The sequence below is a fragment of the Psychrobacter sp. JB385 genome (assembly GCF_900163785.1).
Lineage (GTDB): Bacteria > Pseudomonadota > Gammaproteobacteria > Pseudomonadales > Moraxellaceae > Psychrobacter.
On record NZ_FUKN01000001.1, the window covers coordinates 38,667 to 54,468 of the forward strand.

General features: G+C 43.4%; 12 protein-coding genes. 8 read left to right on the plus strand and 4 right to left on the minus strand.

What is annotated here, in order from left to right; genetic code table 11:
• Positions 1 to 93: 93 nt before the first annotated feature.
• Both CZ794_RS00145 and CZ794_RS00150 read left to right on the plus strand, forming a co-directional pair.
• Positions 94 to 552 carry a BLUF domain-containing protein gene (locus CZ794_RS00145; RefSeq protein ID WP_087039637.1) on the plus strand — a complete coding sequence of 153 codons (459 nt, stop codon included), beginning with the start codon at positions 94 to 96 and terminating at the stop codon, positions 550 to 552.
• Between the two features lie 24 nt (positions 553 to 576).
• Complete coding sequence (locus tag CZ794_RS00150; RefSeq protein WP_087039638.1) at positions 577 to 1,092, plus strand: hypothetical protein; 516 nt, start codon at positions 577 to 579, stop codon at positions 1,090 to 1,092.
• 141 nt (positions 1,093 to 1,233) lie between these two features.
• Here the strand turns inward: CZ794_RS00150 and CZ794_RS00155 are convergent, their stop codons facing one another.
• Positions 1,234 to 2,109 carry a DUF4365 domain-containing protein gene (locus CZ794_RS00155; protein ID WP_087039639.1) on the minus strand — a complete coding sequence of 292 codons (876 nt, stop codon included), beginning with the start codon at positions 2,107 to 2,109 and terminating at the stop codon, positions 1,234 to 1,236.
• On the minus strand, positions 2,106 to 4,430 hold the full coding sequence (gene parC, locus CZ794_RS00160; RefSeq protein ID WP_087039640.1) for a DNA topoisomerase IV subunit A: 2,325 nt from the start codon (positions 4,428 to 4,430) through the stop codon (positions 2,106 to 2,108). The genes CZ794_RS00155 and parC overlap by 4 nt, the downstream gene beginning before the upstream one ends.
• Before the next feature lie 341 nt (positions 4,431 to 4,771).
• On the opposite strand from parC, the gene CZ794_RS00165 reads away from it, so the two are divergent.
• From CZ794_RS00165 to CZ794_RS00190, 6 genes are all read left to right on the plus strand, one after another.
• Entirely contained in the window at positions 4,772 to 6,595 is a 1,824-nt protein-coding gene (locus CZ794_RS00165) for a VWA domain-containing protein (protein ID WP_256958793.1), read from the plus strand.
• 348 nt (positions 6,596 to 6,943) lie between these two features.
• On the plus strand, positions 6,944 to 8,677 hold the full coding sequence (locus tag CZ794_RS00170) for an AMP-binding protein (protein ID WP_087039642.1): 1,734 nt from the start codon (positions 6,944 to 6,946) through the stop codon (positions 8,675 to 8,677).
• Positions 8,678 to 9,133: 456 nt separating this feature from the next.
• Positions 9,134 to 10,951, plus strand: coding sequence for an AMP-binding protein (locus CZ794_RS00175; RefSeq protein WP_087039643.1), 1,818 nt, complete (start codon positions 9,134 to 9,136; stop codon positions 10,949 to 10,951).
• Between the two features lie 313 nt (positions 10,952 to 11,264).
• Positions 11,265 to 11,981, plus strand: coding sequence for a ribonuclease PH (gene rph, locus CZ794_RS00180; RefSeq protein ID WP_087039644.1), 717 nt, complete (start codon positions 11,265 to 11,267; stop codon positions 11,979 to 11,981).
• Between the two features lie 105 nt (positions 11,982 to 12,086).
• A complete protein-coding gene (locus CZ794_RS00185) occupies positions 12,087 to 12,590 on the plus strand; it encodes a hypothetical protein (RefSeq protein WP_087039645.1) in 504 nt (167 codons plus the stop codon).
• 270 nt (positions 12,591 to 12,860) lie between these two features.
• Entirely contained in the window at positions 12,861 to 13,658 is a 798-nt protein-coding gene (locus CZ794_RS00190) for a hypothetical protein (protein ID WP_087039646.1), read from the plus strand.
• Positions 13,659 to 13,843: 185 nt separating this feature from the next.
• On the opposite strand, the gene hemJ is transcribed toward CZ794_RS00190, so the two are convergent.
• Positions 13,844 to 14,278, minus strand: coding sequence for a protoporphyrinogen oxidase HemJ (hemJ, locus tag CZ794_RS00195; RefSeq protein WP_087039647.1), 435 nt, complete (start codon positions 14,276 to 14,278; stop codon positions 13,844 to 13,846).
• Between the two features lie 95 nt (positions 14,279 to 14,373).
• Positions 14,374 to 15,534, minus strand: coding sequence for a biotin synthase BioB (gene bioB, locus CZ794_RS00200; protein WP_087039648.1), 1,161 nt, complete (start codon positions 15,532 to 15,534; stop codon positions 14,374 to 14,376).
• Between the last annotated feature and the right edge of the window lie 268 nt (positions 15,535 to 15,802).

The window sequence follows — 15,802 nt, forward strand, 5'->3', positions numbered from 1 at the left end:
AAAAACATGGTAAAAGACAGACAAACGTTGTTGGCTATGTTCCGCTTTAGACGTTATCTTGATTAAATGAACTTTTTATATACTGGACTCCTTATGCAGACAAACACTCGCCATACTTTAGAAAAGCATAAGAGAAATGGAGAGCATATTCTCATTAGCCTGACATATATTGGTAAAAATAGTGAAAAAAATAATGGCATAGAGTTAACTCGCATACTTGAACAGTGGCGAAGGAACAATGAAAAAAGCGATATTACTTCAGCGCTGGTCATCAATGATGATTATTTGCTTCAAAGCATAGAAGGATCAAGACCTATTATTAATGAAGTTTTAGCAAAACTGATCAATGAGTATTCGCACCTTTTGCCTCATATCGTGGAAGTCAAAGAGATCGAAGCACGCAAGTGGGATGGTTTTTTAATAAAGTACTTAACCTCAAGCGCTGAAGACGAAGAATACGCACTAAAAAGCTTCTCAGCAGGTGCTGACTTTAACCCTTATCTCATGAAAAGCACGCAAATCACCAGTTTTTTGGATGCTATCTTTGCCTAGAGACAATTACTTCAAGGAAGAAGTATGAAAATTTTTACCTTAAAATCAATCCCTGCTTTGACGGCACTGGCAACATTGACACTTTCTGTCACTGCGTTTGCGATGGATGTTAAGTTTACTGATGCCGCTTGGAATGGCAAAAAAATACCGGAAGGTCAGCAGTGTGTGAACTATGACGGCAAAAGCCCTGCTACACCAAGCATGACAGTCACAAACATTCCCGCGGGCGCAGAGAGTTTGGTATTCGTCTATAACGATGTGAGCAATAAACGTATGCAAAATGGTGGCCATGGCATTGTAGAGTTTGCATTACCAAAAGGTGCCACGAGCGCTGAGGTGCCACGAGTGTTTGGTCATACCTATGAAGTACCAGTCGGTATTGAGATGATCGCGGAATATCGTAGCCGTAAAGGTGAGATAGGTGGTGCTTATAAACCGCCTTGCTCAGGTGGTAAAAACCATCTATATACGGTAGATGTGCAGGCGTGGCAAGGCGATACGGTACTTGCTGAAACAACGGTTGAGATGGGGCGTTATTAATGTCTTAAGTGATTTTCCTAACTTTAAAACTGTCTTTTTATAATGAGGGACTGGGCTAGAAATTCAGTATACGGTTGCTATAAGTGCTTTTATAGTTAGCTAAAAATTGTTTGTCTATGATAATAATATTACTTTAGATAGTTAATTAGCATCGAGGTATTGTATGACTTGCAAAAATGATTTGCCTAAATCATTCAATTCTAGTTTAAACATATATAAACCTACTTCACCACTCAAAACCTCGTACGGATAGGCTCTATTTCTTTTTAAGTTAGCTTTAGGGAAAATGCTATATACTGATTCACAAAGGTTATCTGCATAGAAGTCTTCGTCTAAATGTACGGCAGCCCATGGATAAACGGTTTCAACTGCTTCAGTAATTTCATACCCAGAGTAAACAAAATTATTACTTTCAATAATTTCTTGAGTTCCATTAAGATTAGTTTTAATTAGCTGTACAAGACCACGACTCAGGGACTTGTGTAGCCAGTCCTCCTTTTTTACTTGTAAAGTGCCTCCATTGTCTAGAAATTCCATAAGACCTGCATGAAGCAGTAAATTTCGATATCGTACTTCAAACTTTGTACCATCAGCAATACTACTGAGAGTTAATAAAGACGTTTCATTAAGCAATTGTGACTTCGGAATTTTAATTTTCCACGATTTTTCAGTCATTTCAATAGAGTCTTTGGATATTTCTACCCAACAAATTTGTTTGTTTTCGGGAAGGTAACTAATTAAAATGACTGGTAATGAATGTTTCAACCAGTATTCTAAATGAGTAATTGAGCCGTAATATACTAAATGATCGGTTTTATCTTTGAAGTGACTAGCACCTGTTTTTATTTGGACTCCCAGTAATCTACCAGTTGGGTTTTTGTTAAAGTCGACTACTTCGATATGTGCATCAATACCCATATCTACAATCGGTTGTTCACGAAAAATCCATCCTAAAGATGAAATTTTATTTTCAATGGCGGACACACCAATTCTTTCAGTTGGACTATATCTACTCATAACCCAACCTCAACACTCGTCACATTCTGAAAGCCTCTTGGCAACTGACCACCGCGATTACCACGAGTGCCTGTATAGTTGGCCAAATCATTTGACTTTAGCGTCACATGACGTTTGCCAGCGGTAATGACAAGGCTGTCTTGCTGATTCAGTGGCGTGATAGCGAGTACTTCTTCACCGTCTTTTAACTTAATCAATTTGTTGCCTTTACCGCGTGCTTGTTCAGGCAAATCATCAAGAGCAAATATTAATAGATATCCTGCGTTGGTCACAACAGCGAGATGGTCTGGTGCCGCGTTTGCACGACTGCTGGTTGTTTCATCATTGTCATCACCACCATTGGTAACCATATCTGCTGGTGCATCGATACGTGCAACTGGTAGCAAGCGACTGTCTGGCGTTAAAGTGATGATGTTTTTACCCGCTTTCTGATTACTATCGAGATTACCAAGGGTATTGATAAACCCATAACCTGCTGAGCTGGCGAGAATGATACGTTGAGCATTATCACCTGTGAGTAACTGCTCGAAGCTCGCACCAGCGGGTGGCTTCAACACACTGGTCAGCGGATCGCCCTGACCACGCGCGGAGGCGAGGTTGTGTGCATCGATACTGTAGCTGCGTCCCGTACTATCGAGGACGTAGATTTTTTCATTAGATTTACCACGCACATGCGCCTGATAACTATCCCCTGAACGATAACTCATACCAGCGGCATCGACGTCATGGCCTTTGGCCGCGCGAATCCAGCCTGCTTTGGACAGGATGGCGGTGACAGGCTCGCTCGGTACGAGGTCTGACTCTTTTAGTGCTTGCGCTTCTTCGCGTTCTGCCAATGGTGACACACGCTCATTGCCGTGCTCTTTCATATCGGCGGTCAGCTCATCGATCATCAGGTTAGTCAGACTGTCTGGATTGTCCAGGTACTCTTGAATGATGGCGCGTTCAGCGGCCAACTCGTCTTGCTCGCGGCGCAGTTCAATCTCTTCTAATCTTGCCAATTGACGCAGACGAATATCCAAGATGGCATTGGCTTGAATGTCAGTCAGGTCATAGTCCTGCATCAATGTCGCTTTTGGGTCGTCTTCTTCACGAATGATGCGTATCACTTCATCGATATTGAGATACGCAATCAATAAACCTGCAAGGATGTGCAAGCGCTTATCGATTTTATCAAGGCGATATTGCAGACGGCGCGTGACCACTGAGCGGCGACAAATGAGCCATTCTTCTAAGATTTCTTTTAGATTTTTGACCTGCGGCTTACCGTTTAGGCCAATCATATTCATATTGACGCGGTAGTTGCTCTCAAGATCGGTACTGGCAAACAGATGACTCATCACACGCTCAACATCGACGCGCGTGGAGCGTAGCTCAAGGACGATACGACAAGCGTTCTCATGATCTGACTCATCATGAATATCGGTAATCCAAGGCAGTTTTTTGTCCGTCATGAGCTTGGCGATTTGCTCTTGGATTTTGTTGCCTGAGACTTGATAGGGCAGCGCATCGATAATGACTAAATTTTTCTCTTTAGGGTCGATATGAAAAGTCGCGCGCATTTTATAACTGCCACGCCCCGTCTCATACATCGCTTGTAAGTCTTTTTTGCTAGTGATGATTTCCGCTGGCGTTGGCAAGTCTGGCGCTGGTATTGACTGAGTTAGCTGCTTAACCGATAGTTCTGGATTTTTCAGTAATCGAATGGCAGCACGTACCACTTCGTTTAGGTTATGCGGCGGAATGTCGGTTGCCATGCCGACCGCGATACCTGTGGTACCGTTCAATAAAATATTAGGCAAGCGGGCAGGTAGTGTAGTTGGCTCCTGCATCGTACCGTCGAAGTTATCTTGCCAATCGACCGTACCTTGTCCTAGTTCTGCGAGCAATGTATTGGCATAAGCAGACATTTTGGCTTCGGTATAACGCATGGCCGCAAAGGACTTAGGATCATCAGGGCTACCCCAGTTACCTTGACCCGTGATGAGCGGATAGCGATAGCTGAACGGCTGTGCCATCAGCACCATGGCTTCATAACACGCGCTGTCACCATGTGGGTGGTATTTACCGAGCACATCACCGACCGTACGCGCAGATTTTTTCGCCTTGGCAGAGGATTTTAGCCCAAGCTCGCTCATGGCGTAGACAATACGGCGCTGCACAGGTTTTAGGCCGTCAGCGATATTTGGCAGCGCCCGATCCATGATGACGTACATAGCATAATTGAGATAAGCCTGCTCAGTGAATTCCGCGACTGAGCGGGTATCCATCGGTTCACTTGGAATGATTGGGGCAACAGTAGGATCAATAACATCGGACATAAAATAGGGTTCACTTTTGAGTTTTAATAGGTATTAATAAATGGGACAAGTAGACAATAAGAATAGTGCTATCGTAAAGGATATTGCGGCAATTAAAAAGGTGCATGTCAGTATAGACGACAATGCATGACGTGCTCATATCGTTTTAGACAATACTCTGCACCACACTTTAATCAATAGCTTTTAGAAAACAACTTGAGTATAGTTAATCTAAATATTTTTTATCATTTTACTTATGAACGTAAAATCTAGCGATGTGATATAGCCATTTTCTCTATACCTCTATTATCTACTTTTTAAAGAACTCGGTGTGAGTGGGTGGCATAAATTATCATAAATAGATGAATACGGACAATTCATCATTGATCGATGTGACTTATGGAGTACTTGCTATGTCGCCTGTCTATTTACCACAAAAATATCCTCATTATTTTACCAAAAGTGCGCTGCTAGCCAGCATGGTTATTGGTGCAGGGCTGAGTGCTTGTAGTTCATCACAAATGACTCCGCCAGTATCAGAACCGAGTAGTAGCACGATTGGTCAGAATACGGCTAATCAAAGTGCTGTTGCTCCAATGAGCATTGTGGCATCAGAGCCTGTCATGACTATGCAAAATGCCGTAAGCAGTAATATGCTGATACGCGCAGCGCCTCAAATGGGTGTTCGTCCAGTCCCAAGTATCAGCATACCGTCCCAAGAGCGCGACAATTATCAAAAAAATGCGGCCAATCCTGTCCATCGTACGACAGAAATGGCGATTTCTACTTTATCTATCGATACTGATACGGGCAGTTATGCCAATGTACGTCGCTATCTGAATGAAGGTCGATTACCACCTGTCGATGCGGTGCGAGTAGAGGAGTTGATCAACTATTTTCATTATCAGTTTGACGATGGTAAGCGCCTTAATAATGCGCCCTTTGTGGTGGCAACTGACGTGGTTGATTCGCCATGGGATAGGGCAGATCAAGACAACAAGATTGTCAAAGTCGGTATCAAGGCAGTTGACAATAACTGGTCTAAAAATAGCAATGCACAGCCAATGCCACCTGCCAATCTTGTGTTTTTGGTCGATGTGTCAGGTTCTATGTCCTCTCGCGATAAGCTGCCATTGGCGCAAGCCTCTCTCAAATTACTGACAGAGCAGATGCGTGCAGAAGACAGCATCAGTATCGTCACTTATTCTGGTAGTACCACGGTGGCATTACCTGCGACCAGCGGTGACCAAAAAGCCAAAATACTGGCTGCGATCGAAAGCTTAAACGCAGAAGGCTCCACCAATGGTGAAGATGCGTTAAAGCTGGCTTACAGACAAGCTGAGCAAGCCATGAAAAAGAATGGCATCAATCGTATCATGATGTTGACTGATGGCGACTTTAATGTCGGCATTAGCGATGTCGATGACATGCTAACGCTGGTTAAAGCCAATCGTGATCGTGGTATTTCCTTATCGACAGTTGGCTTTGGACGCGGCAATTTAAACGATTATATGATGGAACAAATGGCAGACAATGGTAACGGTAACTACAGCTATATCGACAGTTTGACCGAAGCCAAAAAAGTCTTCGGTGACGAGCTGGCTGCGACTTTTAATACGGTTGCCAAAGACGTCAAAGTCCAAGTTGAGTTTAATCCAGAGGTGGTCAGTGAGTGGCGCTTAATTGGTTACGAAAATCGTGTGCTGGACGAGCAAGACTTTAATAATGATAAGGTGGATGCAGGGGAGCTTGGTGCAGGAAAAGCAGTGATTGCACTATTTGAAGTGACACCCAAAGGTAAAAAGGGTCTATATAGCGACCGCCGTTATGACAGTAGCAATAGCAAGTCCAGCACCAAAAAGACACAGAACATGAATGAGCTGGCTTATCTCAAGATTCGCTATAAAGCACCGACAGGCGGCGGCTCAAACCTGCTCAGTCAACCAATTTATAAAACCAGTCGTGCGTTAAATAGTGCCAACATCGATACGCAGTTTGCGGTGGCAGTGGCTGGTTTTGGTCAGCGCTTAACGCAAAATGAATACATCAATGATTGGCAATATGCTGATAGTCAAAAACTGGCAAGTAATGTGCTCACTCGTCAACCAAGCAGTGATAAAGATGGGATACGTCGCAACTTTGTCACTTTGACAGAGCTTGCAACAGCGCTTGACCGTAGCAAATGATTAGTAAGTAAAAGACAATATGTACAAAATTAATGAGTCTGCCATCATCAAAAAAGTATGAATTTTTACTCAAAAATTGCGCAAAAGAAAAAGCAGTATAGGTAACATTGTTGAACGTCAAATCTGTTTGCAAACGCAAGTAACAATCTTTTGTATTGAGTAGTCTGTATAAAGTGTGTATGTTAATTAAAAGAGGGTTTTTGACCATTATGTTGTTTGCTCATGATCATACGATAACATGACAACTTTGCTTACCAGCGTAAGCCTAAATGCTCAGTTTTTGTATGTATATCACACTGTGATTGTATGAGTGATCGCTCGCGTACTATGACTAGGAGAAAAAAGATTATGGAAAATCAGGGCAACCCCATTCGTCGCAATGATAAAGTATGGCTAAAAACTTACGAAAAACTTGGTATTCAGTATGACATCACGATGCCAGCTGCCAATACCTCTTTAATCGACATACTCGAAAAAAACTTTGTTACCTATGCTGGCAAAACAGCATTTGTGTGTATGGATGTCAAACTGTCCTATGAAGAGTTGGATCGCTATAGCAAACAGATGGCCGCTTATCTGCAATCGTTGGGGCTAAAAAAAGGCGATAAAGTGGCGGTAATGATGCCTAATATCTTACAGCTGCCAGTGGCTGTCCTAGGCGTACTGCGCGCAGGCATGACGTTGGTCAACGTCAATCCACTTTATACCACAAAAGAGCTGGCACATCAGTTAGAAGACTCTGATGCCAAAGCTCTTATTTTGCTAGAGAACTTTGCCAAAACCTACCAAGACATTGGTAAAGACTTGGTTGACCATGTTGTGATTACCTCCATGGGCGATCTTATGAGCCCACTAAAAGGCTTTATCGTGACTGCTGTGGTTCGTCATGTCAAAAAAATGGTGCCTGATTATAGTATCAAAGGCAGTGTTAAATTTAAAAAGGCACTGAATCGTTTTTCTGCTGACCACTACAAGCGTCCTGATAATATCGGTCTTGATGATGTGGCAGTTCTGCAATATACCGGTGGTACAACGGGTGTTGCCAAAGGCGCAATGCTCACGCATGGCAACTTAGTGGCAAACCTTATCCAGTGTGATGTTTATTTAGGTGATGCTTTTGATAAATTTGAAAAGCTAGATGAGCAGCCAGTGATCATGACGGCGCTGCCCTTATATCATATTTTCTCATTCACTGTTTGTGGGATGTTTGGCTTGTACCGCGGTTGTATCGGTCTACTTGTGCCAAATCCACGCGACTTTGATAGCTTGCTTAAAGCCTATAAAGCGTATCCGCCTGCCTTCTTCCCAGCGGTCAATACGTTATTCAACGCCCTTGCAAATAGTGAAGAGTTCCAAGCCATAGACCATAGCAAGCTTGAGATGTCTATGGGTGGCGGTATGGCAGTATTAAAAGACACAGCGACTAAATGGCAAAAAATAACGGGCAATATCATTGTTCAAGGTTATGGTCTATCAGAGACCTCTCCGGTTGCTTCAGCCAATCCAGAAGGCACCAACGAGTTCTCAGGTAACATTGGTCTGCCAATGCCTTCAACGGATATGGCCATTTTGGATGAAGAGGGTAATGAAGTCGCCCTTGGTGAGCGCGGTGAGATTTGTGTTCGTGGCCCACAGGTCATGAAGGGCTACTGGAAACGCGCGGATGCGACAGCAGAAGTCATGACAGAAGATGGGTATTTCCGTACTGGTGATATCGGCGTGATGGATGAAGACGGTTACTTTAAAATCGTTGATCGTAAAAAAGACATGATTTTGGTCTCAGGGTTCAACGTCTATCCAAACGAAGTTGAAGACGCCATGTCGACACATCCAAAGATTTTGGAGTGCGGCGTGATTGGTATTGAAGACGAAAAAAGTGGTGAAGTACCAAAAATTTATGTCGTACGCAGTGATGACAGCTTGACGGTCGAAGAGGTTCTCGCCTACGGTAAAGAAAATCTGACTGGCTATAAACGCCCTCGTTATGTTGAATTCATCGATGAGCTGCCAAAATCGAATGTGGGTAAAATCTTACGTAAAGACCTACGCGCGCTTGAAGAAAAGAATCATGGCCAATCGTGATTGCTCACACGGTAGAGAGTTATAACGGCAGTAAATGTAAGGGACTGTAATAGTTATAGGGTCGCGTTCGCTACAAGTGATAAGGTTGCTTATAGGCAGCCTTATCGTTTTTTATTTTGATCATTTTAAGCGTTTTTGACAGTGCTAGTATAGATAGAGAAACTCTAGTAAAACTGCTATAGTGCTCAGCGACGTATTTTTATAAGTATCTAAAAAACGTCAGTGTTACTGTATAAACCATGATGTCAAAAATGATGGCCAATTTGGTTTTGCTAAATGATTGCGCCAATTATCACGGGCCTGATAAGACGCTTTTATTGACCAGCTTATGAATGATAAGCCAATTGGGTTATTGCCGTTTATATTCATAAGGGTTTGCTGTCACTGATCAATCATAAAAAATGGTGTTTTCGTTAAAATATTCTACATTTTTCATAGTAACGTTTAGGGAAAGTTATGACCGATAATATCAATAAAGAGACAGCAAACGATAAAGCTGCAACCAACAATAACGACAGTGCTCATAAGAGCAGCGCTGATAAAGACAATATTTATCAAGAAAATGCATTCCCTACCATGCCAACCATCCCTAGCGATAGACCTTGGTTAAGCGCTTATGAGCGCTACGGCATTGATGCTACTATCGATATGCCAGACGACAATACCTCTTTGCTAGAAGTGTTTGAGCGTAATTTTAGCCGCTATGGCAAAAAAACCGCTTATATCTGTATGGGCGCTGAGATTAGCTATAAACAATTGGACTTGTACAGCCGTCAAATTGCCAGCTACTTACAATCATTAGGATTGGTTAAGGGTGATAAAGTCGGGGTCATGATGCCCAACTTGTTGCAGTATCCAGTGGTTGCATTGGGTATCATCCGTGCAGGTATGGTATTGGTCAACGTCAATCCTTTGTACACCAGCCGAGAGCTGTCGCATCAACTGCATGATAGCAGTGCCAAAGCCTTATTTATTGTAGAAAATTTTGCAAAAACTTATCAAGATGCAGAAGACAAAGGCCAGGTGGCGCATGTGATCGTCTGCAAAATTGGTGATATGTTAGGGTCTGTCAAAGGTGCTGTGGTCAACCTTGTGGCGCGTCACATCAAAAAAATGATTCCAGCTTATCACTTACCTGATAGTGTGAGCTTTAAGCATGCGCTAAACGCAGTATCGGCCAGTCATTATAAACGCCCTGACTTGAGCTTAAGTGACGTGGCATTATTGCAATATACAGGTGGTACGACGGGAGTAGCTAAAGGCGCGATGCTGTCTCATGGCAACTTAGTCGCCAACATGTTACAAATCAGCGCCCTTATGAACAGTGCGTTTGAAGATGACGTGGAGGCAGGTGATGTTATTTTGACCGCGTTGCCCCTATACCATGTGTTCTCATTTATGGTTTGTGGTATGTACGGCATGTATCAGGGTTATGCAGGCTTATTGATCCCAAATCCACGCGATCTTGATGGTTTGATTAAAGAGATGGGCAAATACAAGCCGTCCTTTATCCCTGCGGTCAATACCTTATTTAATGGCTTGGTGAATAAAGACAGTTTTGCAGAGTTGGATTTTTCTAATCTAAAAGCCCCTATCGGTGGCGGAATGTCAGTGTTGCCAAGTGTGGCCAAAAAATGGCATAACATCACAGGTCTGCCAATTGTAGAAGGGTATGGGTTATCTGAGACCTCGCCAGTGGTCGCCTTTAATCCAATGACCATCGCTGAGTTCACCAATAAGATTGGTATTCCTGCTTCTAGTACGGATGTGATACTAATCGATGACGACGAAAATGAAGTGGTCATGGGCGATCGCGGCGAGATATGCGTCAAAGGGCCACAGGTCATGATTGGCTATCAAAACCGTCCTAAAGAAACGGCCGAAACCTTTACCGCTAATGGTTACCTAAAGACAGGTGATATCGGTATCATGGATGAAAAGGGCTTTATTAAAATCGTCGATCGCAAAAAAGACATGATTTTGGTCTCTGGCTTTAACGTCTATCCAAATGAAATCGAAGAAGCCATGAGCGAGCATCCAGCCGTGGCAGAGTGCGGTGCTATCGGAGTGCCAAACGAAGAGCGCGGTGAAGAACCAAAATTGTTTGTGGTCAAAAAGGGCGAAGTCACAGAACAAGAATTGCTAGATTTTGGTAAAAAACAGCTGACCGGCTATAAGCGTCCCCGTCATATCCAGTTCGTGGATGAATTACCAAAGTCAAACGTTGGTAAGATTTTGCGTAAAGAATTGCGTAAGATGGAAGGCCTAGAATAAAGGGTTGAGTACATATATAAATACAAAGGCTCAAGCGTAAAGCCGTCAGAGTAATCAATCAGTGCACCGTTTTATGATTACACCGCTTTTTGGTAAAACCACGGCGTCATAGCTTGAGCGAATCTTGCTATTACGCCGCTGTCACGTTAGGATGGCTGTCTTTTTGAGCCTGTTAAGGTATTCATTCATCATTTTCTCCGATATATACCAATAACGAATTACTTATGTATTGCGTTATTTATCGAATCGCCAAACGGCACCAGATTTGTTATTTTTATGACACTGCTTTTAAAACATTGTACTAGGAATTTTTATGCGTATTGACAATCGTGAGCTTGACCAACTTCGCTCGATCAGCTTTGAGCGCCACTATACTAAGCATGCCGAAGGATCAGTATTAGTAAGTTTCGGCGATACCAAAGTGCTGTGTACTGCTAGCGTCGAATCGGGTGTACCGCGCTGGCTAAAAGGCAAAGGCAAAGGCTGGATCACTGCCGAATACGGCATGTTGCCACGAGCGACAAACACACGTAACCAGCGTGAGGCGGCACGTGGCAAACAATCAGGTCGAACCCAAGAAATTCAGCGTTTGATTGGTCGTAGCCTACGCGCCATGATTGACTTGAGTAAGCTTGGCGAAAACACCATTTATCTTGATTGTGACGTGTTGCAGGCGGACGGTGGTACTCGTACGGCGAGTGTGACGGGTGCAGCGATTGCGCTTGTTGACGCGTTAGAAAGCCTGCAAAGAACCAAAAAACTCAAAGCAGATCCGCTGATTGGTTTGGTTGCGGCTATCTCTGTCGGTATGAAAGATGGTAAAGCCTACTTGGATCTGAACTATGAAGAAGACGCCAGTTGTGACACGGATTTGAATGTTGTCATGACACAAAAAGGTGAGTTCATTGAGCTACAAGGCACGGCCGAAGAAAAACCATTTACCCGTGCTCAGGCTGACGATATGCTCGCTATGGCAGAAAAGGGCATCGCTGAATTGATCAAATTGCAACAAACTGCTTTAGGTTGGTAGTTGGTTCTTTTGGTGAGCACATTGTCAGCTCTTTTAAATCTGTCATAAGCTGCTCATACATACTTGGCTTTTTACTCATAAATGTCTAACGATAGGTAATAATGCATGCTCAAGCTGACCGATGATGGCGCTAAAATTACGTTACAGGGTCAGTCGCAAGCGGCTGACAACGGTCTGTTTTGGTTCGGGTCAGCGTTACTGGTAGGTGCAGTCGCGGTGGCGTTAGCCATGAGCTTGCTACCAGAGCGCCTTGCTATTGGTGCCTTGGCCCTACTTATCGTTGGCAGCTTTGTGTTTAATCTAAAGCGTCAACAACGCAAAAAAGCCAAGGCTGGTGTGATCACAAACGGTGTATTATGGGTGCGAGCTGGTGAGTTGGTACATGATTATCAAGGCAAGCATGAGCATATCCATTTGACCGATGGCGATAAAATGCTACTTATTGGTGAGCAGTTACAGATTGTCGATAGTGAGGATAAGCCAAAGTATCATATTAGTGGTTTTGAGAGTCTTCAAGAAGCCACTGCGACCAAAGCTATTTTGCAAGGTCAGGCACTGACCAAGCGCCATGTCAATATCAAGATGAATGCTGATTCAGACGATTCTTAGCGGATCAGCTATAGATGAGTATCATTTTTTATCATTAAGCCAAGTTCTTATTACTCAGTTTTTTATTACTAAATTAAGACCGTTTTAACCTATTGATATTCTCATATACATCCTCTTCTTTAAACCATTGGTCTGGGTTTTTATACCTTTTATCTATTCTAAAATCTGAATAGTGCTTGCAGATTCCTATCCAAATAGTTTATAAGTAAGCTTGAAAAGTCTAATCATCATTCATGCTATTACTTATATTTTATTGGCAAGGAGTTAGCCATGTCGCGTTTGCCCATTTCGTTGGTTACAGCGTCGTGCAGTTTGTTATTATTTACTTTTGGTTCAATCGGTTCAGCTTATGCAGATAGCATGAGTGCACTCATCGCCCAAAAGTCTGTCCAATCTAATTATTCATCTCCAGCATACTCTGTAGTCCCTTCTGCCAAAGTCAGTACTCGCTCTACTATTCAGCGCGCTGGCACTTACCGTAGCAATACTGCCACCCAGCCTATTATCAGTACCAGATATTCAACTGCCAATGTGATAAACACACCCAGTTACGGCACTCAGCAATCGGCCTATCGTTATCCTAGCGTACAAAATCAAGCACCAGTAGTGCTGCCTGCTTTTTTGTCTGGTAACTACGATAATGTTGATAATGAGTATTTACCGTTGTTGAGTAGCGCAGAGACGCAAAGCAGTTTGGCGGCGCGTGAAGTGGTCAGCATGGCTCGCAAAATGGCGCTCAATGAGCGTACGATTATTAAGGGCGGCTGTTGGGACTATCTTAATGCGGTGTTTAATCGCGCAGGAGTGAGCCGCGATACCATTCATAAAGGCACTTATAGTCAGGGCCCTTATGCTCGTAGTGATGAGATTGAAGTAGGCGATTGGCTCTATTATATCAACCACGGTTATAACCGTGTCGAGCATAGTGGGCTGTTTGTGGGCTGGGTTGATGAAGCGTCCAAACAAGCTTTGATACTCAGCTATGCAGGTGAGAACCGCCGCGAACCTGCACGCTATCGTGTATATGATTTGAGCAACGTCTATCAAATCATGCGTCCTAGCGTGTAGTGAAGGCTAAATATTTGAGTGTCTGACAGTATAATAGCGTTATCAAGCTCACTTAGTTGACAAGAAAAATGGCAAATAAAAAAGCGTCCAGCATATAAAAGTGCTGGACGCTTTTTTGTGAAATGGTGGCTACTTTACTTATTTACTTATGTGTTAGTTTTTCTAAAGGCTCACCAATAAAGCGCTTAAAAAGGTTTTACCACCACCAAAATCACAATAATGACCAATGCAAACACAGGCACCTCATTAAACCAGCGCCAAAATTTATGGGTTTTATAATGTGGATTGTCTATCAGTTTTTTGCGATAAAAACCACATGCACCATGGTAGCCAGATAACAGAACGACCAATAGTAGCTTAACATGTAGCCAGCCTTGGGTTTTGTAAACCTCCCAGCCCATCCCCAACATCCACAGACCAAACACCCAGGTGGCGATCATCGCTGGTGTCATGATACCGCGATATAACTTGCGCTCCATAATAACGAAGCGCTCTTGGCTGATGCTGTCGTCACTCATCGCATGGTACACAAACAGGCGCGGCAAATAAAATATGGCGGCAAACCAGCAAACCATAGAGATGATGTGTGCGGCTTTGATCCAATTAAAATAATCTGGCATGATGTCTCTCTTTTATACACCTAAGCTTAGCTGGGCAGTAAATCATGCTGGCAAGCTTAGTGCAGATTGCTTGCTAATAGTAGCGTGAGACACGACTACTCAGCCAATACGACTCTTGATTGATGGCCGCTCATGGCGTCCAAAACAGGCACTTGCTTTGGCGCGCGTGGCGCGGCAAACTGTTTGGTCAAACCCAGCTCTCGCATCAATCTATCATCGCCTGACTGACTGGCATTGCCTGTGGTCAGTAGTTTATCACCATAAAAGAACGAATTGGCACCTGCCATAAAGGCCAAGGCCTGCTCAGAATCAGACAAGCTTTCGCGTCCAGCGGACAAACGCACATAGCTGGTTGGGCAGCAAATACGAGCCACCGCAATCGTACGTATCCATTCAAGTACAGATAGCTGTCCTTCTGCCAAGACTTTATCACCAATCGGTGTGCCAGCAATCGGCACCAACAAATTAACGGGAATAGATTCGGGTGCTTTAGGCATTTTGAGCAATTCATGTACCCAATCAATGCGATCGTCGCGGCTTTCGCCCATACCAACAATATTACCACTACAAACATTGATGCCTGAGTTGCGCACATTGGCAAGCGTGTCTAAGCGCTCATCATAACTGCGCGTACTGACCACTTGCTCATAATAACGTCGTGACGTATCGAGATTGTGATTATAATAATCCAATCCTGCGTCAGCCAATTGGGTAGCTTGGTCGGTATCTAGCATACCAAGAGTCATACAAGTCTCTAGTCCCAACGCTTTTACTTCTTTTACCAGCTCAACCACGTAAGGCATGTCTTTGGCGCTAGGATGCTTCCAAGCTGCGCCCATACAAAATCGTGATGAACCAGTGGCTTTGGCACGTTTGGCTGCGGCAATGACTTTATCAATCTCCAAGCGTTTTTCTGCTTGTAATTTGGTGGTATCGCGATGGTGACCAGATTGTGAGCAATAGCCGCAATCTTCAGGACAGTTACCCGTCTTGATTGACAATAAAGTACTGATCTGTACTTCGTTGGGATTAAAATTCTCTCGGTGAATCGTTTGTGCTCGTAGCAATAAATCCATCAAAGGCAAATCGAACAGTTGCGCAATGTCTTCACGAGTGTACTGCTCAGTGACGTTTTTTGGTGCCTGAGTAGCATCGCTAACTAGGCTTGCCAAGAAGTCATTGTTGGTGTCGTTTTGATTATTCATATCAGTGGGGCTACCGGCATGAGGTTCTGAGATGCTAAGTAATCCTGCCATGGTATAAGTCCTTTTATCATACTGTTAAGGTGTATCAGATAGTGGCTGATACGCTTATCGTTTTTAAGGTCATAAAAAAGGTTGCGCTATAGTATAACGCAACCTTTTTAGAAAAACAGACCACTACCAAATAAGATTTATAATCGACACAATTATGAACATGAGTAGCAACTATTTATAAGCTAATCCTAAATAAAAAAGGTACCACAATGATAATGGATTGCCAACGATATATTTTCGTAGCCTCTGTCTGCGAAGGCACAGTAAG

Bases quoted from the DNA above. Each gene is read 5' to 3' on its own strand.
- CZ794_RS00145 (WP_087039637.1), top strand. From the start codon at position 94: ATGCAGACAAACACTCGCCATACTTTAGAAAAGCATAAGAGAAATGGA.
- CZ794_RS00150 (WP_087039638.1), top strand. From the start codon at position 577: ATGAAAATTTTTACCTTAAAATCAATCCCTGCTTTGACGGCACTGGCA.
- CZ794_RS00155 (WP_087039639.1), bottom strand. From the start codon at position 2,109: ATGAGTAGATATAGTCCAACTGAAAGAATTGGTGTGTCCGCCATTGAA.
- parC (WP_087039640.1), bottom strand. From the start codon at position 4,430: ATGTCCGATGTTATTGATCCTACTGTTGCCCCAATCATTCCAAGTGAA.
- CZ794_RS00165 (WP_256958793.1), top strand. From the start codon at position 4,772: ATGAATACGGACAATTCATCATTGATCGATGTGACTTATGGAGTACTT.
- CZ794_RS00170 (WP_087039642.1), top strand. From the start codon at position 6,944: ATGGAAAATCAGGGCAACCCCATTCGTCGCAATGATAAAGTATGGCTA.
- CZ794_RS00175 (WP_087039643.1), top strand. From the start codon at position 9,134: ATGACCGATAATATCAATAAAGAGACAGCAAACGATAAAGCTGCAACC.
- rph (WP_087039644.1), top strand. From the start codon at position 11,265: ATGCGTATTGACAATCGTGAGCTTGACCAACTTCGCTCGATCAGCTTT.
- CZ794_RS00185 (WP_087039645.1), top strand. From the start codon at position 12,087: ATGCTCAAGCTGACCGATGATGGCGCTAAAATTACGTTACAGGGTCAG.
- CZ794_RS00190 (WP_087039646.1), top strand. From the start codon at position 12,861: ATGTCGCGTTTGCCCATTTCGTTGGTTACAGCGTCGTGCAGTTTGTTA.
- hemJ (WP_087039647.1), bottom strand. From the start codon at position 14,278: ATGCCAGATTATTTTAATTGGATCAAAGCCGCACACATCATCTCTATG.
- bioB (WP_087039648.1), bottom strand. From the start codon at position 15,534: ATGGCAGGATTACTTAGCATCTCAGAACCTCATGCCGGTAGCCCCACT.